The 25,095-nt window shown below is 67.8% G+C and carries 26 protein-coding genes and 1 pseudogene; 12 read left to right on the forward strand and 15 right to left on the reverse strand.

Going from position 1 to position 25,095, the window contains the following annotated elements:
- Together purU and C0R46_RS19915 are read left to right on the forward strand one after the other, a co-directional pair.
- Window positions 1-176: pseudogene (purU, locus tag C0R46_RS19910) on the forward strand (formyltetrahydrofolate deformylase); the annotation flags it as partial.
- A 186-nt stretch (window positions 177-362) separates the two neighbouring features.
- Complete coding sequence (locus C0R46_RS19915; protein ID WP_102961458.1) at window positions 363-2,030, forward strand: M20/M25/M40 family metallo-hydrolase; 1,668 nt, start codon at window positions 363-365, stop codon at window positions 2,028-2,030.
- A 67-nt stretch (window positions 2,031-2,097) separates the two neighbouring features.
- Here C0R46_RS19915 and C0R46_RS19920 read toward each other — a convergent pair whose 3' ends face one another.
- The 9 genes from C0R46_RS19920 to C0R46_RS20885 form a co-directional block, all read right to left on the reverse strand.
- Window positions 2,098-3,141: an ABC transporter substrate-binding protein gene (locus C0R46_RS19920; RefSeq protein ID WP_102961428.1), complete on the reverse strand. Its 1,044-nt coding sequence runs from the start codon at window positions 3,139-3,141 to the stop codon at window positions 2,098-2,100.
- Between the two features lie 24 nt (window positions 3,142-3,165).
- Window positions 3,166-3,879 (reverse strand): ABC transporter ATP-binding protein, encoded by a 714-nt coding sequence (locus C0R46_RS19925; protein WP_425349914.1) that lies wholly within the window; start codon window positions 3,877-3,879, stop codon window positions 3,166-3,168.
- Window positions 3,876-4,727 (reverse strand): ABC transporter permease, encoded by an 852-nt coding sequence (locus tag C0R46_RS19930; RefSeq protein WP_102961430.1) that lies wholly within the window; start codon window positions 4,725-4,727, stop codon window positions 3,876-3,878. Before C0R46_RS19930 ends, C0R46_RS19925 begins: the two co-directional genes overlap by 4 nt.
- A 37-nt stretch (window positions 4,728-4,764) precedes the next feature.
- Entirely contained in the window at window positions 4,765-6,111 is a 1,347-nt protein-coding gene (locus tag C0R46_RS19935; protein WP_102961431.1) for an LLM class flavin-dependent oxidoreductase, read from the reverse strand.
- Between the two features lie 52 nt (window positions 6,112-6,163).
- Window positions 6,164-6,712, reverse strand: a complete 549-nt coding sequence (locus C0R46_RS19940; protein WP_245413694.1) for a flavin reductase family protein — start codon at window positions 6,710-6,712, stop codon at window positions 6,164-6,166.
- A gap of 23 nt (window positions 6,713-6,735) precedes the next feature.
- Complete coding sequence (locus tag C0R46_RS19945; RefSeq protein WP_102961433.1) at window positions 6,736-7,350, reverse strand: alpha/beta hydrolase; 615 nt, start codon at window positions 7,348-7,350, stop codon at window positions 6,736-6,738.
- Between the two features lie 128 nt (window positions 7,351-7,478).
- On the reverse strand, window positions 7,479-8,882 hold the full coding sequence (locus C0R46_RS19950) for an FAD/NAD(P)-binding protein (protein ID WP_245413695.1): 1,404 nt from the start codon (window positions 8,880-8,882) through the stop codon (window positions 7,479-7,481).
- A gap of 34 nt (window positions 8,883-8,916) precedes the next feature.
- Window positions 8,917-9,525, reverse strand: coding sequence for a hypothetical protein (locus C0R46_RS20880; RefSeq protein ID WP_157944706.1), 609 nt, complete (start codon window positions 9,523-9,525; stop codon window positions 8,917-8,919).
- Window positions 9,522-9,710: a hypothetical protein gene (locus C0R46_RS20885; protein WP_157944707.1), complete on the reverse strand. Its 189-nt coding sequence runs from the start codon at window positions 9,708-9,710 to the stop codon at window positions 9,522-9,524. Before C0R46_RS20885 ends, C0R46_RS20880 begins: the two co-directional genes overlap by 4 nt.
- Here C0R46_RS20885 and C0R46_RS19960 point away from each other — a divergent pair.
- The 4 genes from C0R46_RS19960 (at window position 9,700) to C0R46_RS19975 (ending at window position 13,518) form a co-directional block, all read left to right on the forward strand.
- The gene (locus tag C0R46_RS19960) at window positions 9,700-10,695 is read left to right on the forward strand and encodes an ABC transporter substrate-binding protein (protein WP_157944708.1); all 996 of its coding nucleotides are present in this window, start codon (window positions 9,700-9,702) and stop codon (window positions 10,693-10,695) included. The genes C0R46_RS20885 and C0R46_RS19960 overlap by 11 nt on opposite strands.
- A gap of 85 nt (window positions 10,696-10,780) precedes the next feature.
- Window positions 10,781-11,848 (forward strand): ABC transporter ATP-binding protein, encoded by a 1,068-nt coding sequence (locus tag C0R46_RS19965; protein WP_102961436.1) that lies wholly within the window; start codon window positions 10,781-10,783, stop codon window positions 11,846-11,848.
- Window positions 11,845-12,708, forward strand: coding sequence for an ABC transporter permease (locus C0R46_RS19970; protein ID WP_102961437.1), 864 nt, complete (start codon window positions 11,845-11,847; stop codon window positions 12,706-12,708). The genes C0R46_RS19965 and C0R46_RS19970 overlap by 4 nt, the downstream gene beginning before the upstream one ends.
- A 12-nt stretch (window positions 12,709-12,720) precedes the next feature.
- The gene (locus C0R46_RS19975) at window positions 12,721-13,518 is read left to right on the forward strand and encodes an ABC transporter permease (RefSeq protein ID WP_102961438.1); all 798 of its coding nucleotides are present in this window, start codon (window positions 12,721-12,723) and stop codon (window positions 13,516-13,518) included.
- A gap of 83 nt (window positions 13,519-13,601) precedes the next feature.
- Here C0R46_RS19975 and C0R46_RS19980 read toward each other — a convergent pair whose 3' ends face one another.
- The 3 genes from C0R46_RS19980 to C0R46_RS19990 form a co-directional block, all read right to left on the reverse strand.
- Window positions 13,602-14,510 carry a MurR/RpiR family transcriptional regulator gene (locus C0R46_RS19980; protein WP_157944709.1) on the reverse strand — a complete coding sequence of 303 codons (909 nt, stop codon included), beginning with the start codon at window positions 14,508-14,510 and terminating at the stop codon, window positions 13,602-13,604.
- Between the two features lie 135 nt (window positions 14,511-14,645).
- Entirely contained in the window at window positions 14,646-15,188 is a 543-nt protein-coding gene (locus C0R46_RS19985; protein ID WP_102961440.1) for a cucumopine synthase-related protein, read from the reverse strand.
- On the reverse strand, window positions 15,188-15,610 hold the full coding sequence (locus C0R46_RS19990; RefSeq protein WP_102961441.1) for a DUF3830 family protein: 423 nt from the start codon (window positions 15,608-15,610) through the stop codon (window positions 15,188-15,190). The genes C0R46_RS19985 and C0R46_RS19990 overlap by 1 nt, the downstream gene beginning before the upstream one ends.
- Before the next feature lie 240 nt (window positions 15,611-15,850).
- On the opposite strand from C0R46_RS19990, the gene C0R46_RS19995 reads away from it, so the two are divergent.
- From C0R46_RS19995 to C0R46_RS20010, 4 genes are all read left to right on the forward strand, one after another.
- Window positions 15,851-17,596 (forward strand): alkaline phosphatase, encoded by a 1,746-nt coding sequence (locus C0R46_RS19995; RefSeq protein ID WP_102961442.1) that lies wholly within the window; start codon window positions 15,851-15,853, stop codon window positions 17,594-17,596.
- Window positions 17,597-17,680: 84 nt separating this feature from the next.
- The gene (locus C0R46_RS20000) at window positions 17,681-18,175 is read left to right on the forward strand and encodes a hypothetical protein (RefSeq protein WP_425349913.1); all 495 of its coding nucleotides are present in this window, start codon (window positions 17,681-17,683) and stop codon (window positions 18,173-18,175) included.
- A 4-nt stretch (window positions 18,176-18,179) separates the two neighbouring features.
- Window positions 18,180-18,863 (forward strand): ABC transporter ATP-binding protein, encoded by a 684-nt coding sequence (locus C0R46_RS20005; protein WP_102961443.1) that lies wholly within the window; start codon window positions 18,180-18,182, stop codon window positions 18,861-18,863.
- 3 nt (window positions 18,864-18,866) lie between these two features.
- Complete coding sequence (locus tag C0R46_RS20010) at window positions 18,867-20,279, forward strand: ABC transporter permease (RefSeq protein WP_102961444.1); 1,413 nt, start codon at window positions 18,867-18,869, stop codon at window positions 20,277-20,279.
- A 79-nt stretch (window positions 20,280-20,358) separates the two neighbouring features.
- Here the strand turns inward: C0R46_RS20010 and C0R46_RS20015 are convergent, their stop codons facing one another.
- The 3 genes from C0R46_RS20015 to C0R46_RS20025 form a co-directional block, all read right to left on the reverse strand.
- Window positions 20,359-20,553 (reverse strand): hypothetical protein, encoded by a 195-nt coding sequence (locus C0R46_RS20015; RefSeq protein ID WP_102961445.1) that lies wholly within the window; start codon window positions 20,551-20,553, stop codon window positions 20,359-20,361.
- Between the two features lie 147 nt (window positions 20,554-20,700).
- Window positions 20,701-21,798, reverse strand: a complete 1,098-nt coding sequence (gene ada, locus C0R46_RS20020; RefSeq protein ID WP_102961446.1) for a bifunctional DNA-binding transcriptional regulator/O6-methylguanine-DNA methyltransferase Ada — start codon at window positions 21,796-21,798, stop codon at window positions 20,701-20,703.
- 140 nt (window positions 21,799-21,938) lie between these two features.
- A complete protein-coding gene (locus C0R46_RS20025; RefSeq protein WP_157944710.1) occupies window positions 21,939-23,564 on the reverse strand; it encodes a hypothetical protein in 1,626 nt (541 codons plus the stop codon).
- Between the two features lie 285 nt (window positions 23,565-23,849).
- On the opposite strand from C0R46_RS20025, the gene C0R46_RS20030 reads away from it, so the two are divergent.
- On the forward strand, window positions 23,850-24,680 hold the full coding sequence (locus C0R46_RS20030) for an aldo/keto reductase (RefSeq protein ID WP_102961448.1): 831 nt from the start codon (window positions 23,850-23,852) through the stop codon (window positions 24,678-24,680).
- A 209-nt stretch (window positions 24,681-24,889) separates the two neighbouring features.
- On the forward strand, window positions 24,890-25,033 hold the full coding sequence (locus tag C0R46_RS20890; RefSeq protein WP_157944711.1) for a hypothetical protein: 144 nt from the start codon (window positions 24,890-24,892) through the stop codon (window positions 25,031-25,033).
- The last annotated feature ends 62 nt before the right edge of the window (window positions 25,034-25,095 follow it).

Genomic DNA, 25,095 nt, shown 5'->3' on the forward strand with positions numbered 1-25,095 from the left:
GCGTCACCCATGCGCAGAGCGCGGCGGACTACGTCTCGATCGGCCGGGACGTCGAGGCGCAGGTGCTGGCGCGCGGCATCCATGCCCATATCCAGCATCGCGTCTTCCTGAACGGCAACAAGACGGTGGTCTTCCCGGCCTCGCCCGGCGCGCTCGCCTCCGACCGCATGGGGTGAGGGCCGGCCGCCTACGACGAGGCCGGAGGCAGGCCATCGCCCCGGATCTCCCGCCCGCCCGGATCGTCACTGGCCCGCTCAGCCGCGCAGGCGCAACGTCCTCAAGAACCTCCGTCGAGGCTGACGGCAGCAAAGGACCCGATCGACATGACCGACGTCGGATTTGCTTCCCCGCAGCAAGCAGACATGGGGCCGCTGCGCGCCGCAGAGTGGCGCTGCACCGCCCGCGCCAGCGAGATTGCCCATAGGCTGGTGGGCTACAACAGCGAGGGCGGCACGGCCGGGGAAGCAAGCTTTGCCGGACGCCTGCGCGATCTCCTTCTGGAGATTCCGTATTTCCGCGAACGGCCGGACGACATCATCCTGCTCGACAGCCACGGCGACCCGATGACGCAGAACGTCGTGGCGATCGTGCGGGGACGCGGCACCCGCACCCTTGCGCTCGCCGGTCATTTCGACACCGTGTCGGTGGGCAACTACCACGACCTCGCGCCGCTCGCCTGCCAGCCGGAAGCGCTGACGGAGGCCCTCCTTGCCGACCTCGGTTCAAGGCCCCTGTCGGATCAGGAGGAGCGAGCCTTCGCCGATCTGAACAGCGGCGACTTCGTGCCGGGTCGCGGCATGCTCGACATGAAGAGCGGCCTTGCGGCGGGCATCGCGGTGCTGGAGCGCTTCGCCGCCAGGTCCGATCGCATCGGCAATCTCGTCCTCTTCGCCTCCCCGGACGAGGAGCGCGAGAGCCGCGGCATGCGGGCGCTGCGCGAGAGCCTGCCGGCGCTGATGCAGGCGCAGGGCCTCGTCATCGAGGCCGCGATCAACATGGACGTCACCTCCGACCAGGGTGACGGCAGCATCGGCCGGGCGGTCTATGAGGGCACGATCGGCAAGCTCCTGCCATTCGCCTTCATCGTGGGCCAGTCCTCGCATGCCTCCTACCCGTTCGAGGGGATCAGCGCCCAGCTGATCGGCGCGGAGATCCTGCGCGGCATCGAGTGCAATGCCGATCTCGCCGACAAGGGCAATGGCGACGTGTCGCCGCCGCCGATCTGCCTGGAGGCGCGCGACACCCGCAGCGAATACGAGGTGACGACGCCCGAGCGCTTCTGGCTGTCCTTCAACTGGCTCTACCATTCGGGCAGCGCTGCGGACCGCTTCCTGCAGTTCCGAGCCGAGGTCGAGGCGGCGCTGTCGCGCGCCGGCGATCGCCTGCGCGCCAATGCCGCCGCCTTCACGGCGCTGACCGGCGCCAGGCCTGGCGCCACCATGGCCTCGCCGACGATCCTGACCCTGGCGGAGCTGCGCGACCGCGTCGTTGGCGATACAGCGGCGAGGGAGGCCTTTGCCGCCTATGAGGCGGGACTGGCATCGCTGGACAATCCGCTGATCCTCAGCCGCCTGCTGACGAGCTGGCTGGTCGACGCCGCCCGCATCAAGGGGCCGGCCGTGGTGATCGGCTTTGCCGGGCTGCATTATCCGCCGAGCCGGCTCGATCCAGTCGATCCGCGCGGCGCGGCCCTGCTTCGCGCCATCGAGGAGGGCCAAAGGCAGCTTGGCGAGGAGCCGCAGGCACAGCTGATCCGCCGCCCCTATTTCCAGGGCATCTCGGATATGAGCTTCCTCGGTCAGCGCATGCAGGCAGGCGCCGCGGTGGTCGCGGAGAATACGCCCGCCGCCCGTCTAGTCGACAAGCCGGGTGCGGCCGCCCTCGAATTTCCGGCCGTCAATATCGGCCCCTGGGGGCGCGAGTTCCACCAGCGGCTGGAGCGCGTGCACGCCCCTTACGCCTTCGGCGTGCTGCCCCGCCTTCTCGCAGCCATTGCCGAGGATTTCCTGAGCGGCACCGCCGATGCGTGACTATTCGGCGCTGTCGCTCATCCGGCACGCGCTGTTGGCTGCGATCTCCGATCGACGCCCGGCGCGCCTACTTCGCGAGTGAGGCCGCCTTCTCGTCGTTGACGGCAGGGGACTTGTCGTTGAGGCCCTCGAAACGCGGATCGAACTCTTCCTCCGCCTTCAGCACCTTGCCTGGGAACTGGCCCGCCGCCTGCAGGAGGTCGATCGTGTCCTGCTGGGTCCTGCGCACCTCGTCCCAGGCCGGAATGCGCGTCGCCGAGCCGTCGCTGTCGGCCACCGTCTTGGCGTCCGCCGCACTGAGGCGCTGATCCTTGGTGAGATATTCGGCGATCCAGACGTCCTTGTTGCCGTTCTTCCAGAGATGCGCCCGGTACCAGTGGACGACCAGGTCGCGGATCGCCGCCGCCTGCGCCGGGTCGGCCAGCGCCGCCTTGCTGGCATAGAGATATTTGAGGTTGGAGCTGGCGCCCGGCGCATCGGGGATGGCGCGCGCATCCGTCCCCGCAACGGAGGCGAGATAGCGCGCCCGGTCCGGCTGCTTCAGCACGGCAGCATCGATCTGGTTGGCGCGCAGCGCATCGGCGAATTCCGCAAGGCCGAGATTGACCGGCTTGATGTCGGCGACGGTGAGCCCGGCCGCCCTGAGGTTGCGCAGGACGGTCGCCTGCTGCGAGGTGCCGACATTGATGCCGACCGTCTTGCCCTTCAGATCGGCATGCGTCCGGATGCCGGAGCCCGGCGCCGTCGCGAAGATCGTCGCATCGCCCGAAGTGATCACCGCGCCGACGATGACGACGTCGGCACCGGAGAACTGGGCGAGGATCGGCGGCACGTCGCCGACGGCGCCGACCTGCGCCGCGCCGGCCCGGATCGCCTCCAGCCTTAAGGGGCCGCTCGAGAAGTTGGCAAACGAGACGTCGGCGGCGAGCTTGCCGGCTTCGCCCGACAGCTTCAGGAGACTGGCGGCGTTGTTGGCATCGTCCGCGAGAACGATCTTGGTGCCCTCGGGCACCTCGAACGGGAGCGGCTCGGCGGCTGTCGCCGCGGAGGCCGCGGCAAGGCCGGTGAGAAGCGTGAGCGCCAGGGCGCGGATGGGCAGGCGGTTCGTCATCGTCGTAGATCTCCGTTGCAGGATTCAGTCGCCGGAGACGCCGAGGCGCTCCAGTATGTCGAGACGCAGCGCCTCCAGGCGCTCAGGATTGCCGCGGGCCGCGGCGACGGGCTGATCATGGACGATCCGGCCCTCGGCGGTGATGGCGATGCGATCGGCGAGACGCAGTGCCTCCTCGACGTCATGGGTCACGAACAGCACTGCCGGCGCATGGCGCTGGCAGAGCCGTTGCAAGAGCCGCTGCATGCGCAGCCGCGTCAGCGCGTCGAGGGCGCTGAACGGCTCGTCGGCCAGAAGCAGCTCGGGATCGCGCACCAGCGAGCGGGCCAGCGCGACACGCTGCTGCTCGCCGCCGGACAATGTCTTGGGCCAGGCGGTTTCCTTGGCCCCGAGTTCGACCTCGCGCAGCGCCGCCCGTGCCCGCTCCCGGATATCCGGCGCATGGGCGCCGAGCATGACATTGTCGATGACGCTCGCCCAAGGCAGCAGGCGGGAATCCTGGAACAGCACGGAGCGGCGCTCCGGCACCTCGATCGCGCCCTCGACATCCGGATCGAGCCCGGCGACGGCGCGCAGGATCGTGCTCTTGCCCGAACCGCTGCGGCCGAGGAGAGCCACGAACTCGCCGCGCCCGATCGTCAGGTCGACGCCGTCGAGGACGGTGCGTCCCTCGAAGGAGCGGCGGAGGCCCGCGATGCGCACGGCCGGCGGCTCCGAGCGGCCGGCGGCCCGGCTCACTGGTCGAGCGACTGGCGCCATGACAGGCTCCTTCGTTCGAGGGCACGCACCAGCGCGTCGGAGCCAAAGCCGAGGACGCCATAGAGCAGGAGGCCGACCAGCACGACGTCGGTCTGGCCGTAGATCCGGGCCTGCGTGATCATGAAGCCGATGCCGCTCGTGGCGTTGATCGTCTCCACCACCACCAGGGCGGTCCAGGCCTGGGTCACGGCAAGGCGCAGGCCCGTGAAGAAGCCCGGCAGCGAGGCCGGAAACACGATATGGCGCAGGAAGCCGGCGCGCGACAGCGAGACGGTCTGGCCAAGTTCGACGAAGCGGCGGTCGATCCCGCGCAGCGCCGCATGGGTGTTGATGTAGATCGGCACTGTCGTGCCGAGCGCGATGATCGCGATCTTCATCGTCTCGCCAATGCCGAGCCAGATGATGAAGAGCGGGATGAGGGCAAGGTTCGGGATCGACCGCTTGACCTGGATGTTGCCGTCGATCAGCGCGTCGCCGAGCCGCGTCAGCCCCGCCGCGACCGCCAGGGCGAAGCCGGCGACGATGCCGATCGAGAGGCCGAGCGCGGCGCGCTGCAGCGACGCGGCGATGTCGGTCGCGAGCGTGCCGCTGCCGATCATGCCGGCGAGCGAGGCGGCGACGGCGTCCGGCCCCGGCATCTTGGCCGGCGAGATCCACCCCGTCCCGGAGGCAACACACCACAGGACGAGGAGAAGGATCGGACCGACGAGGCGCTGGAGCGGCACCGGCGCCTTCGGCAGCAGCGAGCGGCTCCGCGCGTCGGTGCTGCCGCGCGCCGGCCGGCGCTGCAGAACGCTCGCCGGCGTGGTGAAGCTGATCAGGCTCATTTTCGATCCCTCGGTGTCCCGCCGGCCTTGTGGCGCCTCATTCCGCAGCCGTGGCGAAAGGCGCACGCTCCCTGGCGGCCGGGCGCTCGAGACCGAGATGCTCGCGCAGCGTCCGGCCCTCGTAGTCCTCACGGAACAGGCGTTTCGCCCGCAGGATCGGCAGCACCTCCTCGACAAAGGTTTCGAGCGAGGTCGGCAGCGCCGGCGGGATCAGGTTGAAGCCGTCGGCCGCGCCATTCTCGAACCACTCGACGATCGTCTCGGCGATCTGCTCGGGCGTGCCCGTGGCGATGCGGTGGCCGCGCCCGGCGCTGAGCCGGCGCAGGAGCTGGCGCAGCGTCAGCGTCTCGGTGGAGGTCAGGCGGTGCACCAGGTCGTGCCGGCTCTTCTGGTCGCCGGCGATTTCGGATCGCGCCGGGATCGTGACCGGTGCATCGAGGTCCTGGCCGGTGAAATCGATCCCGGTGATCCGCTTCAGCTGCGCCAGGCCGTAGGTCGGCAGCGTCAGGTTCTCGAAGGTCTCGCGCTGTGCGAAGGCCTCCTCTTCCGTGCCGCCGATGAAGAAGGACAGGCCCGGCAGGATCAGCACCGTATCGGGATCGCGGCCGAAGGCGCGCGCCCTTGCCTTCACGTCGGCATAGAAGGCCTGCGCATCATCGATGATCGGCTGGGCGGTGAAGATCGCGTCGGCATAGCGGGCGGCGAGGTCCTTGCCGGGCTCGGAGGAACCCGCCTGGAAGATCACCGGCCGGCCCTGCGGTGAGCGCGGGATCTCCAGCGGCCCGGCGACGCGGAAATGCGGGCCGACATGATCGAGCCGGTGGATCGCGCTCGGCTCCACGAAGGTGCCGCCGTCCTTGTCGCCGACGATCGCATCGTCGTCCCAGCTGTCCCACAGGCCGAAGGTGACATCGAGGAACTCGGCCGCGCGGGCATAGCGCTCCTGCGGATCGGGATGGTGCTCGAAGCCGAAATTGGCGGCGGCTTCCGCATTGGCTGTGGTGACGACGTTCCAGGCGGCGCGGCCCTGGCTCACATGGTCGAGCGTGGCGAAGCGCCGGGCGATCCCATACGGGTCGTTGTAGGTGGTGGATGCGGTGGCGACGAGGCCGATGCGGCTGGTGACGCCGGAGAGCGCCGCGATCAGCGTGAAGGGATCGAGCGAATCCCACGGCCGGTCCTGCGAGCGGTCCTTCAGCACCGGGTGGTCGGCGAAGAAGATGGCGTCCAGCTTGCCGCGCTCGGCGATGCGGGCGAGGTTGCGATAGTGCTCGATATCGGTGACCGCCTTCACGTCCGTCTCGGGCAGCCGCCACGCCGCTTCATGCTGGCCGACATTGCGCAGAAAGGCATTGAGGTGGATCTGACGGGTAGGAGCTGACATTGGAGTCCTCCAGAGTTGGATCGCGATAAGGACAGGGTGGCGTGCGGCGGCCTCAGATCAGCGGATCGGCAAGGCTGACATAGCGGCCGCGGGCATAGACCAGCCCGGGACCGTCGAAACTCTCGACGGCGCGCACGGCGCCGAGGATCAGCGCATGGCTGTGGCGCTCGAGCACATGTTCGACGATGCAGTCGACGGCCGCGATGGCGCCGTCCAGCGCCAGCGCACCGGTGACGAGGCGATGCCAGCTGGCGCCCTCGTAGCGCTCGGCCCCCTGCAGCCCGCCGAAGCCGGAAAAGCGGTCGGCGACATCGCGCTGGTCGGCATGCAGCACGTTGACGCAGAAATGGCCGTAGCGGCGGATCGCGTCCCAGGTGGAGGAGCCGAGATTGATGCCCACCGCCATGGTTTCCGGCTCCATCGACAGCGAGTGAGCGGAGGTGACGGTGGCGCCGGTGCGAGCGGCACCGATACCGGCGGTGACCACGCTGACGCCGCCGGCCAGGCCGCGCATGGCCTGCTTCAGGCCGAGGCGCTGGTCGACCGGAAGGGTGACGAGCTCTGCCTGTCGCAGAGGGTTCGGGGCGGAAAAAGCCGACATCGGCATGCCTCCTGCTGTTGCGGTCAGTTGATGCCCAGGGTGGCGGCGTGCATGCGCCCGGCCTGGGCGTAGGTGCCTCGCCACCGCGGCCGGGCCGATGCGCTGCGTCCCCGCAGCCCGTCGGCCAGCACCGGCGCCTCATCCCAGGGCCCGAAGCCGCTGGCGATGTTGATGTGACCGGCATGGCCGAGATCGAACAGCGCCGATCCCCAGGTGACGGCCTGCCGTTCGGCAGCGTGGAAGCTCATGAAGGGATCGTTGCGGCTCGCCACCAGGATGGAGGCGAACGGCAGGGCGTCGGTGCCTGTGTCCTGGAAGGAGCGCAGGGTCGGATGCGAGGCGGTGAGCGGCGCGACGGCGGCCGGCGCCACCAGGAGCGCGCCGCCGACATGCGATGCCGCCGGGCTGTGTGCCAGGGCGGCAACGAGGGCGCAGCCAAGGCTGTGGGCGACGAGGATCACGCCGGGCGCACTGCCTTCGATCCGCGCCTCCAGCGCATGGAGCCAGTCGGCCAGGACAGGACGGGTCCAGTCTTCCTGCTCGACGAGCTCGGCCGTGGGATCGGCCAGCGCCCAGTGGTGCTGCCAGTGCCCGGCCGGCGAGCCATTCAACCCGGGAACGATCAGTGTCTCGATCATGCACGGTCCTCGTCGCATCGGTTCATGTGGAGAGGTTAGGCGGCCTCTCCGGACGAGGGAGGACAAAAAATACCAAATTTATAGATTTATGGGGAATGGCTGTTTCCGGAATCCGGCCGGCCTTCGCCCTAGTATTGGACGTCGCCGGCCAGCGTGCGCGCCAGCGCCGCGCACTGCACCCTGATGTCGGGGATCGCGGTGATCTCCCAGAAGCGGGCGCGCGTCACCGGACCGACGGCGAAGACGCGCTTCGAGGCGAGACCGTCCGCTCCGACGATCGCGCAGCGCGGGTCGACCTCGATGCCGATGCCAAGCGCGTCGAGGCGCGCCGCGCCGCTGTCGACCAGCCGCGCGATGACGTGGCTGCCGCCGCTCGTGGGATCACGCAACACGCCGGTGCAGTCGATGATCCGGTCCACCACGACGGTCTCCTCGCCGCCACCGCGCCGGCGAAGCGTCACGGCGCTGCGATCGCCGGCGGTCTCGACACCGTGGATGCGGGCCGCCACGATCCTCAGCTGACCGTCCGCGATGGCTTCTCGCAGGGCACGTTCCACCGTAGGCGCGAGACGGTGGCGATGCATCTCCCAGAAGGTGCGGGCATGGCGCAGGAAGCGCCGGCGCATGTCCGGCGTCATGGCCTGCCACAGCCCTTGCGTATGCGGGCGCAGCGCGTCGACGACGTCGCGCCAGCCGCCGCCTTCCGCCTCGGCCCAGCGCACCGTCTGGCGCAGCCACCGCAGAAGGAAGGAGACGCTCGTGCCAAAGGGAATGTCGGCGGGGTCAAGCTTCAGCGGCACGGATGGCGCATGGACGCGCGGCAGCAGCCCGCGGCGCGACACGGCGGTGATGCGGCCCTGATGGCCGCCGCGCCTCAGTTGCATGACGTTATCGACCATCGACAGGCCGGTGCCGACGATCAGCACGTCGCCATGCGGCTGGATGCCGAGTTCCTCACGGCTGCACCAGGGCCCGGAATAAGGTGCGTCCGGCGCATAGGCCGGAACGGCATGGCCCGTCGCCAGGGCCACGGTGCCGGCGATTTCGGTACGCCCGTCGGACAGCTCGACCGCGACTCCTCCCGCCACCTCGCGCAGGGCGACGCACTCGCCCTCCACGACGTGGAGCCGGCCGTCACCGTCCGGGCCGAGCCACGGCGCGACGATGTCCTTGAGATATTCGCGGTAGAGATGGCGCGGCACGAAGCAGAAGGGGTCGGAACAGTCGACCCCGTCCAGCGGCCCGCGGCCCTGCAGCCAGCGCCAGAAATGGTCCGGATCGTCCGGAAAGGCACTCATCCCGCTGATGCGGGTATTGAGAAGATGCTCCGGCTCGTCGGTGCCGTAGGCGATCCCGGCGCCGATGATCGGGCGGCGTTCGATGATGGTGATGTCGAAGCGTGCCGGGTCGGCGCGCAACAGATGGGCCGCCAGGATGACGCCGCTGGCGCCGCCGCCGACAATGAGGATGCGCGCGTTCCGCACGTCGTCGCGACGCTTGCCGGATGGTGAGGAGCCGAGAGCGCCGATCAAGCGCCAGCCGAGGCCTTGGGACAGGTCGGGATCGTCATTGCTTGAGAACCGCGAGCTGCGACGGCGCCTCGCCCGCCGCGGACCGTTGGAGCACCGGCTGAGGTCCGGTGCCCGACGGCTGGCCGATGTCCCGTGCGCCGGCGAACGGGCCGATCCCGGCGACGAAGGCGGCGGCAATGATGAAGGCAGCCGCCGTCATCCCGATATCGCGATAGGAGCAGATCAGCGTCACGACGTCTCCTGTGCTCGCCCGGCTCGATGCACGGGCCGAGCCGCCCAGCTCGATACGGCCTGCATCACGGCGCATGGTAGCGACGATCTCCTCCGAACGGGCCAGCACTGAAACGGTCATGGGCATTCCTGCTCTCTGTATCCGTTCGCATGCTACGGCGACGATGGCACAGCCGACAGCAAAGGTATATCTATTTATGAGGTAGATAGAGTGGATCTTTCTCCCGCGCACGATCTGACGTGGCTGCAGCATCCGCGCGGCCGCCGCGCTCCGCGTCACAGCCAGGGCGGTGCGCTGTCGAAGGCCACGGCTTGCGCCGCTCCATAGCCGTGCGTGCCACACGCCGCCGACTATCCGCGGCGTGCCGATACGCCATGCGGTCACCACGGCCGCTGTCCCGCCGCTCTTCATCCTCCTGCCATGATGCCGACGGCGCACTGCGCCACGCTCATTTCGGGCGCCGCTTCCGCTGCGGCCGGCATCATTATTTGAATGGAAGATTTCATATTGCGTGAAAATACATATTTCCATACACCTATCGATGCAGCGGCTTGAACGGCACGGTCATCGAACATGGAGAAGACAATGAAGGGCATTCTCGCGGCTATCGCTCTGTCGCTGGCCGTCACTCCGGCAGCGCTCGCTCAAACCAAGGAGCTCGTGGTCGCGGCCTTCGGCGGCGCCTATACCGACGCCATCAAGAAGAACGTCGCCACCTTCGAGAAGGAGAACGGCGTCACCGTCACCTTCGTCCCGGCCTCCGGCGCCGACGGGCTCGCCAAGGCGATGGCGAGGGAAGTCGACGTCATCCATGCCGACATGGCCTGGGCCTATCGCGGCGAGGCGCAGGGTGCCTTCGAGAAGCTCGATCCGGCGATCGTCACCAACCTTTCGACGCTTTACCCGAAGGCGCGCTTCTCCGACTACGGCGTCGTCACCAATTTCGGGCAGTACGGCATCGCCTACAATCCGAAGGAGGTCTCGCCGGCGCCGACCTCCTGGCTCGACCTGTGGGACCCGCAATATGCCGGCGCCGTCACCACCGCCGGCTTCGACGCCGCCAATATCGAGCTCCTGGTGCTGATGGCCAAGCTCAACGGCGGCAGCGAGGACAATATCGATCCGGGCTTTGCCAAGATGGCCGAGCTCGGCAAGCAGATCACCGTCTTCTACAGCCAGCATCCGCAGCTGCTCGATCTCTTCCGCAACGGCGAGGTGGTGATGGCCCGCTGGCTGCGCGGCCGCGTTGATTGGGCAAGGAAGCAGGGCGTCGAGCTCGGCTTCGCCGTGCCGAAGGAAGGCGCCATCGGCCTCGTCTCGACCGTTCATGTCGTCAAGGACCGACCGAACAAGGAGCTGGCGATGAAGTTCGTCAACTACCTCCTCAGCGAGACCAGCCAGAAGACCTATGCCAGCGATCTCGGCTATACGCCGGCGCGCGCCGGCCTCGACCTCACCGGCATCGACGTCCCCTATGGCGAGGACGTCGTCGGCTCGCTCCTCATCGCGGACTGGAAGAAGATCGTGCCGCAGATGGACGCCTGGAAGGAGCGCTGGGAAAAGGAAGTCGTCGCGCGCTGACCCGTCATCGGCTGCCCGGCACCCTTGAGCCGGGCAGCTCTGCCGCACCTGAAGCCTGGCAGCTCTGCCGAGAAGGATCCTGTTGATGGGCCAGATCAGCGTCCGCGACATCACCAAGGTCTGGGGTGCGTTCGACGCCCTCAAGCATATCGACCTCGACGTGCGCGAGGGCGAGTTCCTGTCGATCCTCGGTCCCAGCGGCTGCGGCAAGAGCACCCTGCTGCGCATCATCGCGGGCCTCGAGGCGCCGACGAGCGGCCAAATCCACATCGCCGGCCGCGACGTGACGCGCGATCCCGTCTGGAAGCGCCGCATCGGCCTCGTCTTCCAGAACTTCGCCCTCTGGCCGCATCTGACCGTATTCCGCAACGTCTCCATGGGCCTCGAGCTGCGGCGGCTGAAGAAGGACGAGATCCGCCGCCGCGTTCTGGAGGCGCTGCGCATGGTGCAGCTGGAGCCGCTCGCCGAGCGCCTGCCCTCGCAGCTCTCCGGCGGCCAGCAGCAGCGTGTCGCGCTCGCCAGGGCCATTGTCCTGAAGCCCGACGTCCTCCTTCTCGACGAGCCCTTAAGCGCGCTCGACAAGAATCTGCGCCAGGACATGCAGGTCGAGCTGAAGACGCTGCAGCAGACGCTTGGCCTGACCACCGTCTTCGTCACCCATGACCAGGAGGAGGCGCTGTCCCTCTCCGACCGTGTCGTCGTCATGGATCGTGGCGCCATCGGCCAGGTCGACGTGCCCGAAGCCATCTACAACCGGCCCGCGTCGGAATATGTCGCCCGCTTCGTCGGCGAGGCCTTCCTCTTTCGCGGGATCGTCTCGGGCAGCGGCGCCAGGCCTATGCTGCGCCTGCCCGACGGGACGAGCGTTCCAGTCGAGGGGGAGCGCCTGCAGACGGGCCGGGAGGCTGTCGCCTTCGTGCGCCCGGAATGGGTCGAGCTCGAGCCCTATGACGTGCACAGCCACACAGGCGCGCCGCGCGGCGTGATCGATCGGCTGATGTTCTTCGGCCAGACGAGCGACTATCTTGTCCGGGTCGCGGACCGCCAGCTCCGGGTGAAGCGCCGGCCCGACGGCCCCGCCTTGTCCCCCGGCAACGACGTCGCGCTGATCTGCAAGGCCCGAGTCCTTGCCGCACAAGTCGACGCAGCATGAAGCGTCCGGCCACCATCCTGTTGCTGCCGTCGGTGACGATCCTCGGCGCCTTCTTCGTGCTGCCGCTGATTTGGATTTTGATCCTCAGCTTCCTCGGCTCCAGCCCGACCGGCGAGGTCGTCGGCGAGTTCACGCTCGGCAACTATGCCCGCTTCCTCACCGACAGCTACTACCTCACCGACCTCCTGTGGCGGACCATCCGGCTGGCCGCCGTCGCGACGCTGTTCTCCGTTCTGGTTGGCTATGTCGGCGCGCTTCTGATCGTCAGGGCCGATCCCGCCGCGCAGCGCTGGATGATCCTGCTCGTCATGCTGCCGCTCTGGGTCAACCTCGTCGTGCGAACCCTCGCCTTGATGGTGGTGCTCGGCCGCACCGGCCCGCTGAACCAGCTGCTGGTCGGGCTCGGCATTGCCGACCGGCCGCTGCAGCTCCTCTACAACGAGACGGCGGTGGTGATCGGCATGATCCAAGTCGCGGTGCCCTTCGTCGTCATGGCGATCTACGGCGTTCTCCAGTCGATCCCTCGCCAGCTCGAACATGCCGCCATGACCGTCGGCGCGACGCCGCTCGCCGCGTTCCGGCGGGTGACGCTGCCGCTCAGCGTGCCGGGCATCCTTGCCGGCAGCGTGCTCGCCTTCGGCATCAACATCGAATCCTTCGTGGTGCCGATCCTCCTCGGCGGCGGGCGCGTGCGCTTCATGAGCGTCGCGGCCTACGAGACCGCCACCGTCTCCAACAATCTGCCCTTCGCCGCGACGATCGGGATCATCCTCCTCGTCGTCGCCATGGCGCTGCTCGGCCTCTACCAGTGGGCGGTCCGCTCCGCCGGCCGCGCCGCGCCCGCCCTACAGGCCGGCTGAGGAGCGGGCGCCATGCACAAGACCATCCTCGGCACCACCCTCTGGTATCTCGGCACCCTCGCCTTCTATGTCTTCCTGCTGGCGCCGCTGGCGATCCTCGTTGCGGTCTCGTTCAATCCGGTCGCCATGGTGTTCCCGCCGCAGGGCTTCACCCTGGCCTGGTACGGCACCATCTTGGAGAAGCCGGACTTCCTCCATGCGGCCTTTGCCAGCACGCTTCTCGGCGTGATGACGGCGGTGATCTGCACAGGTTTCGGCGTTCTCGCCGCGATCGGCCTCAGGCGCTACGACGGTCCGCTCAAAGGGCCGATCACCTCGCTCCTGATGGCGCCGCTGTTCATCCCGGCGGTGATCGTGGCGCTGGCGCTGTTCCAGATCCTGTTCATGATGGGGATCCTCAACAATATCTGGACGCTGGTCGCCGCCCATGTCGTGGTGACCATCCCCTATCCCGTGCGCAACGTCATGGCGCAGCTGGAAGGCTTCGAGGGGAGCCTCGAAGAGGCGGCGCTCTCGGTCGGCGCGACGCCGCGCCAGGCGCTCCTGCGGGTGACGCTGCCGCTCCTGAAGGCGAGCATCATCCCCTCGCTGATCATCACCTTCGTCCTGTCCTGGAACAACTACACGGTGTCGGTCTTCCTCGCGAGCAAGGACTGGGTGACGCTGCCGCTGCAGCTGCGCGCCTATCTGCAATACGAGTACCAGCCCTTCGTCGCGGCGATGTCGACCATGCTGATCATCGCTTCGGTGGTGCTGCTCGTTCTCGTCGATCGCACCGTCGGGCTGGGCGCCATGCGCAAGCGCGGCTGACGCGGCGGAGCCGTACGACCGACGAGCAATCATCACGACGAGTCGGCATCGCTGTGCGAACCGCCCCTGTCGGGCCGGGGCGATCAGCCCGCGAACACCTTCCGCTTCTGCGACGAGCGGTGGATCTGGTCGAGGCGCTTCTGCGCCTCCCCGTTCATGTGGCTGCACATGGCGTCGAGCAGCACCGAGATGAGCACGGAGGCGCCGGCATAGGAGTCGTAGACGAGGCGGCTGTTCACCCGCGCCGTCAGCAGCATGTCGGCAAGGCCGTCATGATCGACATAGCTGGCATCCGCCACCAGTGCGACGCGCATGCCGACCTGGCGGGCAAAGGCGATCGTGCGCAGCGTCTCACGCGGGTAGAGCGGCATCATGAAGGCCAGCAGCGTCCGTCCGCCGGCCGCGTGGCACTGTTCGATCTGGTCCTCGATCAGCGAGCCGCCGGCGGCGAGCAGCCGCACATTCGGGTGCACCTTGGAGGCGAAATATTCGAACTGCGTTGCCAGCCCTGCGGAGGCGCGCAAGCCCAGCACGGCCAGCGGACGCGAATGCGCCAGTGCTTCGCCGAAGCGGTCGATGAGGTCGGCATCACCGAGCGCCTGGGCCAGTTCGGTCAGGTTGCTCGCCTCTGACAGCGCCGCCGCCTGATAGCGGTTCGTCTCGACATCGGCGGGCGCAGCCGCCTCGCCGGAGAGACCCGACCGCAGGAACCGGCGCATCTCCAGATAGCCCTCGAAGCCGAGCACCATGGCAAAGCGGGTGACCGAGGGCTGGCTCACATTGGCCAGCTTGGCGAGCTCCATGCTGGACAGGAAGCCGAGCCCGGCACTGTGCTCCACCATGCATTGCGCAATGCGGCGCTGCGCCGGCGTCAGCCGCTGCCCTGCCGTTCGCCGCTCAATCTCGGCACGCACCGCATGCCGGTCAGCCGGCGCTGCACCGGGCACGGCCGGCAGCTCGCTGCCGCCGGCGGCCTCGCTGCCGCTCTGCATCACCTGGTTCTCCATGCCGCAGCATGTATCAAAGTATTCGTATCTCTGGCGAGATGTATATTCGATGCCGCAAAGCGAAAGCCCCGACCTTCCGGCCGGGCTTTGCAACGCCGTCGATGCGGAGCGGCGCTCGGGTCAGGCGCCGACCACTTTGGCGAAAGCCAGGAGTTCGGCCGGCTTGCGGTGCGGGAAGGCGACGCCGAGGTTCCACGGGAAGATGAAATGGATCCAGCGATGCATGCGGATGACATAGGTCATCATCGCACCGGTTAGCTCGACGAATTCCGCCTTCGTCTCCAGCCGGTCCAGCGCGTCGGAATACATCTGGCCGATCTGGTGCATGTTGGTCAGGCCAAGATCGGTCATGAACTCGAAGACGTTGAACGTGCCCGTCAAAAACTCGCGGGTCATGCGGTTCAGCGTCTTCAACTCCATGTCCTCGTAGGTGGAGATCTTCAGGAGCCGGTACATGACGTCGGCGCCGACCAGCATCAGATAGGCCTCAAGATGCACCAGCACGGTGAAGGACTGTTCGCCGGTTCCGGCGCCGCTGTCGATCACGCCCCAGCGGATCTTCTGGATTTCCGTCGGCTCGTCGAACCAGACCCGGTCGATCTCCGCCTCGATGATCGCCTTGGCCTCGCGCCAGTCGCCCTCGAACTTCTCGATGCCGGACATTACGCGGCCCTCCGCACGTCGATCTCGACGACGGACCGGCGCGGTTGCGCCACCGTCTGCTCATAGACGAGGGCGCCGAGCTGCTGCAGCACGGACAAGTCCTCCTCCAGCACCTCGGCGAACTTGTTGACCTTGGCACTCTCGGTGATGAGGCCGTAGGTCAGGCAGATCGTCTGGCCCGGCGCGTAGAGATAGACCGCCCCCGGATGGCGCTCGACCATGTTGCTGCGGCCGAGATGGACGATGCGCGTCGGCATCCAGATCGCCTCGCCGGAGATGACGACATGGCCGAGCACGCTTTTCAGCGGCAGCTGCGCCAGCACCTGGGCGACGACGTCGGGATTGTCCTGCGTCAACAGCTTGGCACGGAAGGACAATCCGGCGCCGGGCGCGTGGAACTCGAGTGTCTCCGATGACGACATTAAACCTCCGGCTGAATGAGAATTATCAGGCTCAGCCTCTATGGATATATTCATTCATAATGTCAACGAATGGAAATTCCTATTCGGCCGCAAGGAAGTGGGAGCTGTGCAGAATCGAGCCGAACCCAGCAACGTCGGCTCCTAAGCCGTTATTATATAACGTAATTATGCAGCTTTGTCATGCAGCTGTTATCGAAGATCGCTAGCGAGCGGGCGTCGGAACCATTCTGGAGAGCTCGAATGCGCGGCTTCCTCGCCATCCTCACCGCCACCACCTGCCTTGCCACCACGGCAGCCGGCGCCACCACCGTCTTCCCGCTTGATCGCGCCACGATCCTCGCCGGCTCCCCCTTCGACATGAAGGTCGAGTTCGACAAGGTCGTCGCCGAGGGCGACGTGACCGTCACGATCAACGGCAAGCCGGCCGCCGATGTGCTCGGCAAGCCGGTCACCTTCATCGAGAAAGAAGAGGGTGTCGAAGCCTCGGCCGTCCGCCTGGACGCTGCCAGCCTCGCCGAGCCCGGCGACTACACCGTCGAGGCCAAGGCCGGCGGCGAGACCAAGACGGTCACCTGGACGGTCTTTGGCACCTCGGCCGAGCCGAAGGCGAAGAACGTCATCTTCCTCCTCGGCGACGGCCTGTCGGTTGCCCACCGCACTGCGGCCCGCATCATGTCCAAGGGCATGACCGAGGGTAAGGCGAATGGTCGCCTCAACATGGACGACCTCGACCACATGGCCTTCATCGGCACCTCGGCGACCGACGCCGTGGACACCGACAGCGCCAACACCATGTCGGCCTACATGACCGGCCACAAGACGGCCGTGAACGCCATCGGCGTCTATGCCGACCGCACCAAGGACTCGCTGGACGATCCGAAGGTCGAGACACTGGGCGAGGCGCTGCGCCGCACCGGCAAGAAGGCGATCGGCATCGTCTCCCCGGCCGAGGTCGAGGACGCGACGCCCGCCGCCGTGGTCGCCCACACCCGCAAGCGCGCCGACAAGGCCGAGATCGTCGGCATGCTGCTCGACGTCAAGCCGGAGGTTCTGCTCGGCGGCGGCTCGGCCTACTTCCTCGGCAAGGACACGCCGGGCTCCAAGCGCAAGGACGACAAGAACTACATCGATCTGTTCAAGGAGGCCGGCTACACGCTCGCCACCAGCAAGGCCGAGCTTGGCACCGCCGCCGGCACCAATGGCGGCCATATCCTCGGCCTGTTCCACACCGGCAACATGGATTCCACGCTCGATCGCGACTTCCTGAAGAAGGGCACGGTCGGCAAGTTCCCGGATCAGCCGGGCCTCGTCGAGATGACGGAGGCCGCGCTCGCTCGGCTGTCCAAGAATCCGGACGGCTTCTTCCTGATGGTCGAGGGCGCCAATATCGACAAGATGTCCCATCCGCTCGACTGGGATCGCGCCGTTGTCGATACGATCGAGTTTGATCAGGCGGTCGGCGTCGCCCGCGAGTTCCAGAAGAGCCATCCGGACACGCTGGTCGTGGTTACTGGCGATCACACCCATGGCGTCTCGATCATCGGCACCGTCGACGACGAGAAGCCGGGCGCCGACATGCGCGAGAAGGTCGGCACCTATGCCGCCGCCGGCTTCCCGAACTACACGGACGAGAACAAGGACGGTTATCCGGACAAGGTCGACGTGTCCCGCCGCCTGTTCCTGGCCGCCAATAACGGTCCGGATCACTACGAGACCTTCCGGCCGAAGCTCGACGGCCCGTTCGTTCCGGCGATCCAGAACGAGAAGAAAGAGTACGTCGCCAACGAGGCCTACAAGGATGTCCCGGGCGCCGTCCTCGTGCAGGGCAACATCCCGCGCGAAGGCGATTCGGGCGTCCACTCCGCCGACGATGTCGTGCTGCAGGCCTCCGGCCCCGGCGCGGAGGAGTTCAAGGGCTACATGGAAGAGAGCGACGTCTACCGTGTTCTCGCCGACGCGCTGAGCCTCGCTCCGTCCACCAACTGACCGGCGGCGCATCGTTCGCATCGACCAATCCGCCGGCTCCGGACGCTGCGTCCGGGGTCGGCATCGATCATTGTAGGGATGGCCATGTCCCAGCTTTCGACACCCTTCCAGCGCAGCGGCAGCCGCCTGACGCGCCGTGAGATGCTGCTCGGCCTGTGGGCGGCGGCGGCTCTGCCGCTCCTGCCTCCCCGATCCTCATATGCAGCGGCTGCGGCGGAGATCACCTTCGACGAGCTCTATGGCTCCGTCGGCGTGCTCGGCCTCACCTTCTCCGACAAGGTGAAGCAGTTGAAGGGGTCTGAGGTCACGATGAAGGGCTTCATGGCCCCGCCGCTGAAGGCCGAGGCCGCCTTCTTCGTCCTGACCGAGATCCCGATGGCGCTTTGCCCTTTCTGCTCCTCGGATGCGGACTGGCCGGACAACATCGTCGTCGTCTATCTCGACGCCGCGCAGACCTTCGAACAGGCCAATCGGCTGATCGAGGTGACGGGACGACTGGAGGTCGGCTCCTGGACCGATCCCGAGACCGGCTTCGTCAGCCTCTTGCGCATCGTCGGCGCCTCCTTCGACGCGGCCTGACGCGATGCTGAGCCTGAGGGTCGAGGATCTCGAGATGCGCTTTGCCGGCCTCGACGCGCCGGCCCTCAGCGTGCCCTTGCTTGCCCTGCGGGCCGGCGAGCGTGTTGCCGTCACCGGCGCCTCGGGGTCGGGGAAGTCGACGCTGGTCAACGTCCTCACCGGCCTCCATCGCGTGCGGCAGGGCCGCGTCTTCTGGGGCGAGATCGATATTGCGGGCTTGAGCGAGCGCCGCCGTGACGCCTGGCGGGCGCGCCATGTCGGGCTGGTGATGCAGGACTTCCACCTCTTTCCCGGCCTGTCGGCGCTCGACAACGTGCTGCTGCCGCAGCGCCTTTCGACGTGGCGGCCGGCGAGCGGCATCGCCGCGGAGGCGCGGCGCCTGCTGGAGCGCGTCGGCCTCGTCAGGCCGGACCAGCCGGTGGAGACCTTGTCGCGCGGCCAGATGCAGCGTGTCGCCGTCGCCAGAGCGCTCGCCGCCCGTCCCGGCCTGCTCGTTGCCGACGAGCCGACGGCGAGCCTCGACGCCGAGGCCGGCGCGGCGGTTGCCGATCTCCTCCTCGACCTGTCGCGCGAAGCCGGCACCACCTTGATCGTCGCGACCCACGATCCGCGCCTCGTCTCCCGTCTCGATCGCAGGCTTCATCTGGCCGATGGGCGCATCACCGACCCTGCCCCGGTGGAGACCTAGACGATGTTCGGCTTGGTCCTTGCCGATCTCCGGCGCCAGGCGCTCGGCGTCCTCGCCGTGGCGCTCCTGATCGCGCTTGCCACCGCCCTCGGCGTCGCCGTCACGCTCGGCGAGCGGGCGCTGCGTCTCGGCAGTGCCCGCGCTGCCGGCGCCTTCGATCTCGTGGTCGGCGCACCGGGCAGCGAGACGCAGCTCGTTCTCTCCGCCGTGTTCCTGCAACCGGCGCCGCTGCCGCTCCTGCCCGGGCGCGTTCTGGCGGCGCTGCGCACCGACCCGCGCGTTGCCTTCGCCGCGCCGGTCGGCTTCGGCGACTTTGCCGGCGACGATCCGGTCGTCGGCACCGCGGCGGAAGCGATCGACGGTCTTGGTGGTCTTTCTGAAGGCAGGAGCTTCGAAACGCTCGGAGAGGCGGTCGTCGGCGCCAGGGTGGACCGCGCCATCGGCGCCGAGTTCAGCCCCCTGCACGGCCGCCGTAGCGAGGGCGGCCACGTTCATGCCGACATCCGCTACCGCATCGTCGGGCGCATGACCGAAAGCGGCACGCCCTGGGATCACGCCATACTGGTGCCGATCGAGGCGGTCTGGGCCGCCCATGCCGAACACGAGCCCGAAAACGAACTACAGGAGGGCGAGGCGCACGAGGGCGAAACCCACGAGGGCGAAGCGCGCGCGCATGATGCCGCCGCGGATGACTTGGCGCATACGTCGCCAACCTCCGGTGACACCTCGCTGCAGGATGGCGCTCAGCACGCCGAGGCCGTCGCGACAACGCTCCCGCCGGTGCCCTCAGCCGGCCTTGCCGGCATTGCCGGCGCCGTCCGCCGCCACCACCCCGATCTCGATGCGCCGGTGAACCCAGCAGCTCTTGCCCGGCCGGACGCGCCCGGCGTGCCGGCAATCCTGGTCAAGCCGAGGACGATCGCCGACGCCTATACGCTGCGCCAGGCCTATCGCGGTGAACGAAGCCTCGCCGTCTTTCCGGCCGAGGTGCTGACGCGCCTCTACGGGACCCTCGGCGACGCGCGCACTGTGCTTTCCGCGGTGGCCACCGGAGCACAGGCGCTCGTCGCAGCCGCGATCCTTCTCGTTGTCGTTGCCCATGTGCGCCAGCGCCGCCGCCAGATCGGCGCTCTCCGGGCCTTCGGTGCGCCGCGCGCCACGGTCTTTGCCATTGTCTGGCTGGAGGTCTTCGCCGTCGTCGGCACCGGCGTTCTCGCCGGCTTCGGCATCGGCTATGCCGCCGCGCTTGCCGGCGCGGCAAGGATCGGCGCGGCCGGCGGCATCAACCTGCCCGTCGAGTTCCGCGCCGCCGACGGCTGGACGCTGCTGATGCTGCTGGCCGTCACCGCGGCCGTCACGCTGGTGCCGGCGCTGCTCGCCTACCGCCAGTCACCGGCCGAGGCGCTGCGCGCCTGACGGCAAGCGACATTCGGCGGCCGCAGGCGGCCCCGCGGTCTGTCCCGGCCGCACCAGGATCGGACCGGCGGCCTTCAGGTCAGTGCAGGCGGATCCCGGCCGAGCGGCCTTCCTCGCGCAGCGCGTCCGCAATCATCAGGATCGAGATGTCGGGAACGAGGTTGCGGTGCGAGAGTGCGGTGGCGGTGGCGGCGACATCCAGCGGTTCGCCGCTGTTCATCGCGGCCAGCACGCTATCGGCAATGCACACGGCGACTTCAAGGTGGCTGCGCATGGCGATCTCATTCGCTTGAGAAACGGGAGGTGCCGACGCCAGGACTTGGAGGCGATAGAAGAAGCCGCGAAGTTCCAGGAAGTTCCAGCCATGACAACATCTTGCCGGGCCTCCGGCAAGATCTCGCCAATTCTTTGAACGATGAGATTAACCGTTTGGAAATGCGGGAAGATTGGAGCCATGAGAGGCTCTGGCAGCCCCGCGCTCCTTCAGGATGAGCGCGCGCTTGCGGTCGACGCCCCAGCGATAGCCTGACAGGGCGCCGTCGGTGCGCACCACGCGGTGGCACGGAATGGCGATGCCGATCCGGTTGGCGGCACAGGCGGCAGCCACCGCCCGCACCGCCTTCGGCAGACCGATCGCCGCGGCGATCTCGGCATAGCTCGCCGTCCGCCCCGGTGGAACCGCGCGAAGCGCCTGCCAGACGCGCTGCTGGAAGGCCGTGCCCCTGATGTCGAGCGGCAGCTCCAGCCCGACGGCCGGATCGTCCACCAGCCCGACGACCGCGGCCATCACCGCCTCGAAGCCCTCGTCGCCGGCCTGGAGCTTTGCCTTCGGGAACTGGTCCTGCAGCGATCGCACGAGTGTCTCGGGATCGTCGCCGAGAAGGATCGCGCAGATGCCGCGCTCGCTCTCTGCCGCCAGCACCGAGCCGAGCGAGCATTCGCCCACCGCGAAGGTGATCGTCCCCTCGCCGCCCCCACGGAATGCCGTCGGCGTCATGCCGAGTGCGCCGGGGCTGGCCTCATAGAAGCGCCCGCTGGAGCTGAAGCCCGCGGCATAGATCGCCTCGGTGACGCTGCTGCCCGGCTCCGTCAGCGCCGCGCGCAGGCGCCGCGCCCGCTCGGCCGCTGCATAGGCCTTCGGCGACACGCCGGTCAGCCGCTTGAACACCCGCTGGAAGTGAAACGGGCTTAAGGCGGCCTCGGCCGCAAGCTCTGCGAGTGTCGGCGCGGTTTCGGCCGCCTCGATGCGGCGGCAGGCGCGAGCAACCGCCTCGGCATGGGCAGCGCCTGGCCTCTGCTGGTCGGGGCGGCAGCGCCGGCAGGGGCGCAGGCCCGCCGCTTGCGCCTCGGCCGCATCGGCATGGATCGTGACATTGACGCGCGACGGGCGACGCGACGGGCAGTCCGGGCGGCAGTAGATGCCGGTCGTCGCAACGCCGTAAAGGAAGCCGGCCGCGCCATCGCGCGACAGGATGGCGGTCCATTCGCCCTCGTCCGGCTGTCGCGAAGACCGTGCCATCGCCCCTCTCGTCACATCCGTGGTTCCGCAATGAAGCTGCATCGCCGTCATCCCGTTTACGACCGTCGCATGATCTAGCTGGCCACTGCGGATGCCGCACTCCGGCTCTTGCGGTCGTATTCTGCGAGGCCATGGCTGGATCAGCGCGGCACGGATTCCGGTGCATCCTTCTTGTAGATCACGAAGAAGGCGTCGCCGAGCCGCTGCCCGCCAATATCGAAGTAGGGCGTCGTCCGCTGGTATGTCCGGCGGAACGTCAGCCCGGCCATGTCGGTGAAGGCCTCCGGCGGCCTGCCCTCCTGCAGCCAGTCCCTAGGCTCGAAGAATTGGTCATACAGGGTGTCGCCATAGACGAAGACGATACCCTGGATCTGCCTGTTGTCTCCCTTGCGGAAGGCGTCGAAGGCCGGGCGGTAGACCACGCGGCGCAGGCGCGAGAGGCCTGTCGGCAGCGCATGGTTGACCATCACGATGTCGTCGTCCGCGAAGTTGTCCCGCAGCGCCGCCTCGACGCCGGGAAAGTCGAGATAGGTGAGCCGGGCAAGGACGGTCTGCGGATGGAGGGCGGCCAGCGGCAGACCCCAGGCCGAGACGTAGGCGATGGCCATGACGAGGCTTGTCGCGCCCAGTATCGCCTGGCGCAGCCGCACCGACGCGACCGCCGCGCGTAGCATCAGGATGCCGCCGAGCGCGATCAGCGGCACCGCGACCATGAAGTAGCGCGGCTGCGGATCGGCAAAACGGTCGAAGCTGTAGAGCACCACCGGCAGCGCCACCCAGATGAAGGCGGCGACACCGAGGCCGCGGATCATCCGATCGTTGCGCCGCAGCAGGCACAGGATGAGCACCGGCGCGAGCAGGAAGAGCTGCGAGGGCGCGAACAGCATGGCGACGCCCCGCACGAACTTCTGCGCGACGATCAGGAGCTCTTGGGCGCCGAGATGGCTCTTGGAGAAATGGTCGGTGTAGAAGGAGAACGGACTGACCTCGGCAGCCGTGCCGCTCCAGGCGTTGAACAGGGCGCCAAGCGCGAAGTAGGCCAGCGCGAAGCCGCCGGCCATCGGCAGAAACGTCCCGCGCCAGCGCGTGCGGCCATCGATCCCACGGTAAAGGAACGGCAGCACCGCCAGGCATGCGGCAAGCTGGCTGCGGGTATGCGCCAGGATACCGCCAGCGAGGCCGACGATGAGCGGCGTCGCCCGCCGCACCAGCACCAGCCAGAACAGGAGCAGCGCCGCCGTATAGCCGACGCCGTTGGTGCCGGCCGTCAGCCTCAACTCCATAACCGGCAGGAGATTGACGACCAGCAGGAACAGCGCGAGCTCGGCGCCGCGCAGATAGTGCCGGCCGATGAGGTAAAGCAGGATGTTCCCGCTGATCAGGAAGGCGAGCGTCAGCCCCTGCAGATAGGCTAGTCGCATCGTGCCTGTGGCGGCAGAGATCAGTCCGAAGAGCAGCGAGTAGAGCTTGGCCGGATAGTTGATGAGGTCCGCGCCAAAGACGATGGTGCCATTCTGGAAGTTCGCATAGGCGGGCCCGATAGGCGAGCGCGACACATAGGGGTGGGTGAGATTGGCCCCGTCCCGCACCAGGCTGACGCCCGACACGGCGTAGTGCGAGGCGTCGTGCAGCACCGTCGGCAGGAAGTACATCGCGAACAGCACCGCCGAGCCGACTGTGATTGCGATGACCCACACCGCAGTCGCCAAGGGGCTGGGCCGGCCGGATGCGGTGCGCTCGGCCCCAACCTGCGCTGGAATGATCATCGGCGTCACCGGTGCTGAGACTGCGGCAGGAGCGCTAGGCTGTGGCGCGTCCTGCCGGCTCCGTCAACCGCCGCCCTCTTGCCATCTGCCCCTTCGCGCACAGGTGATCGGTTCCGGATCGTCGGAGGCCGGCCGAGACGCTGGCACCGGCGGTCGGCCCCGCGAGACCTGATCGTACGTCGTCTTCATGCCGGCAGACGGCCGCCAAGGCGCTGCCGCACATCCATCAGCCGCCGGCTAACCGGCGCCTTCCATCCATGCAGCCGAGGCCGCAGAGGAGATTCCATGACACAGTCCCCCACCATCACCCTCAATGACGGGCACACCATGCCGCAGCTCGGCTTCGGCGTCTGGCAGATCGACGACGCCGGCGCCGAAACGGCGGTCAGCGAGGCGCTGAGGGTCGGCTACCGCTCGATCGACAGCGCCGCCATCTACGGCAACGAGGCCGGCGTCGGCCGTGCCGTTGCCAACAGCGGGCTGAAGCGCGACGAGATCTTCGTCACCACCAAGGTGTTCAATCCCGACCAGGGCTACGACAACACCATGCGGGCCTTCGACGAGAGCCTCGCCAAGCTGAAGCTCGATCATGTCGATCTCTATCTCATCCACTGGCCGGCGCCGAAGAAGGACCTCTATGTCGAGACTTGGAAGGCGCTGATCGCGATCCGCGACAGCGGCCGCTCCAAGTCGATCGGCGTCTCCAACTTCCAGCCGGCGCATCTGCAGCGGCTGATCGACGAGACCGGCGTCGTGCCCGTCCTCAACCAGATCGAGCTGCATCCGCGCTTCCAGCAGAAGACGGTGCGCGCCTTCGACGAGACGCACGACATCGCGACCGAATCCTGGAGCCCGCTCGGCCGCGGTGCCCTCTTCGACGATCCCGTCATGACCGCGATCGCTGAGAAGCACGGCAAGAGCGTGCCGCAGATCGTCCTGCGCTGGCACCTCGACAACGGTCTGGTGGTGATCCCGAAGTCGGTCACCCCCTCGCGCATCGCGGAGAATTTCGACCTGTTCGACTTCAAGCTGGACGCCGATGACCTCGATCGCATCGAGGCGCTGGACGATCCGAACGGCCGGATCGGGCCGAACCCGGACACAGCGGACTTCTAAGCTCGGCGCGCGCCACCGGCGCGGCTTTCACCATCGCGATCCCGCCCGTCGGCGGGATCGTTGCCATCCGGTTAAGCCGCAGCGTCGGCCACGCTGTTGTGATGCCTCTCGTCCCTGCGCTCCGTGCATGCCTCGCCTGCAATAATCCCATCTGCAAAGCACAGGCGAAAGTAACGATATTGCTGGTGTCCACAAAGGAGGTGGGAGCCATGCAAATTCGTCAATTCTTCAAGACCGTCGCATCTGCCAGCCGCGTTGCCGCTGCCGTCGAGGCCAACCGTCGCCCGAACCGCGCCGACCTGCGCACGCTCGGCATCGCCGAAGACGCCTTCTCCGGCATCAACCTGCGCTAAATCGCGACGGCCGGTCAGCGGCCGCTGCGGGTTCTCTCATCCGCCGACGCGGCATGCCGAGA

Origin of the sequence: Mangrovicella endophytica (assembly GCF_002893625.1) — a bacterium.
Taxonomy (GTDB): domain Bacteria; phylum Pseudomonadota; class Alphaproteobacteria; order Rhizobiales; family Rhizobiaceae; genus Mangrovicella; species Mangrovicella endophytica.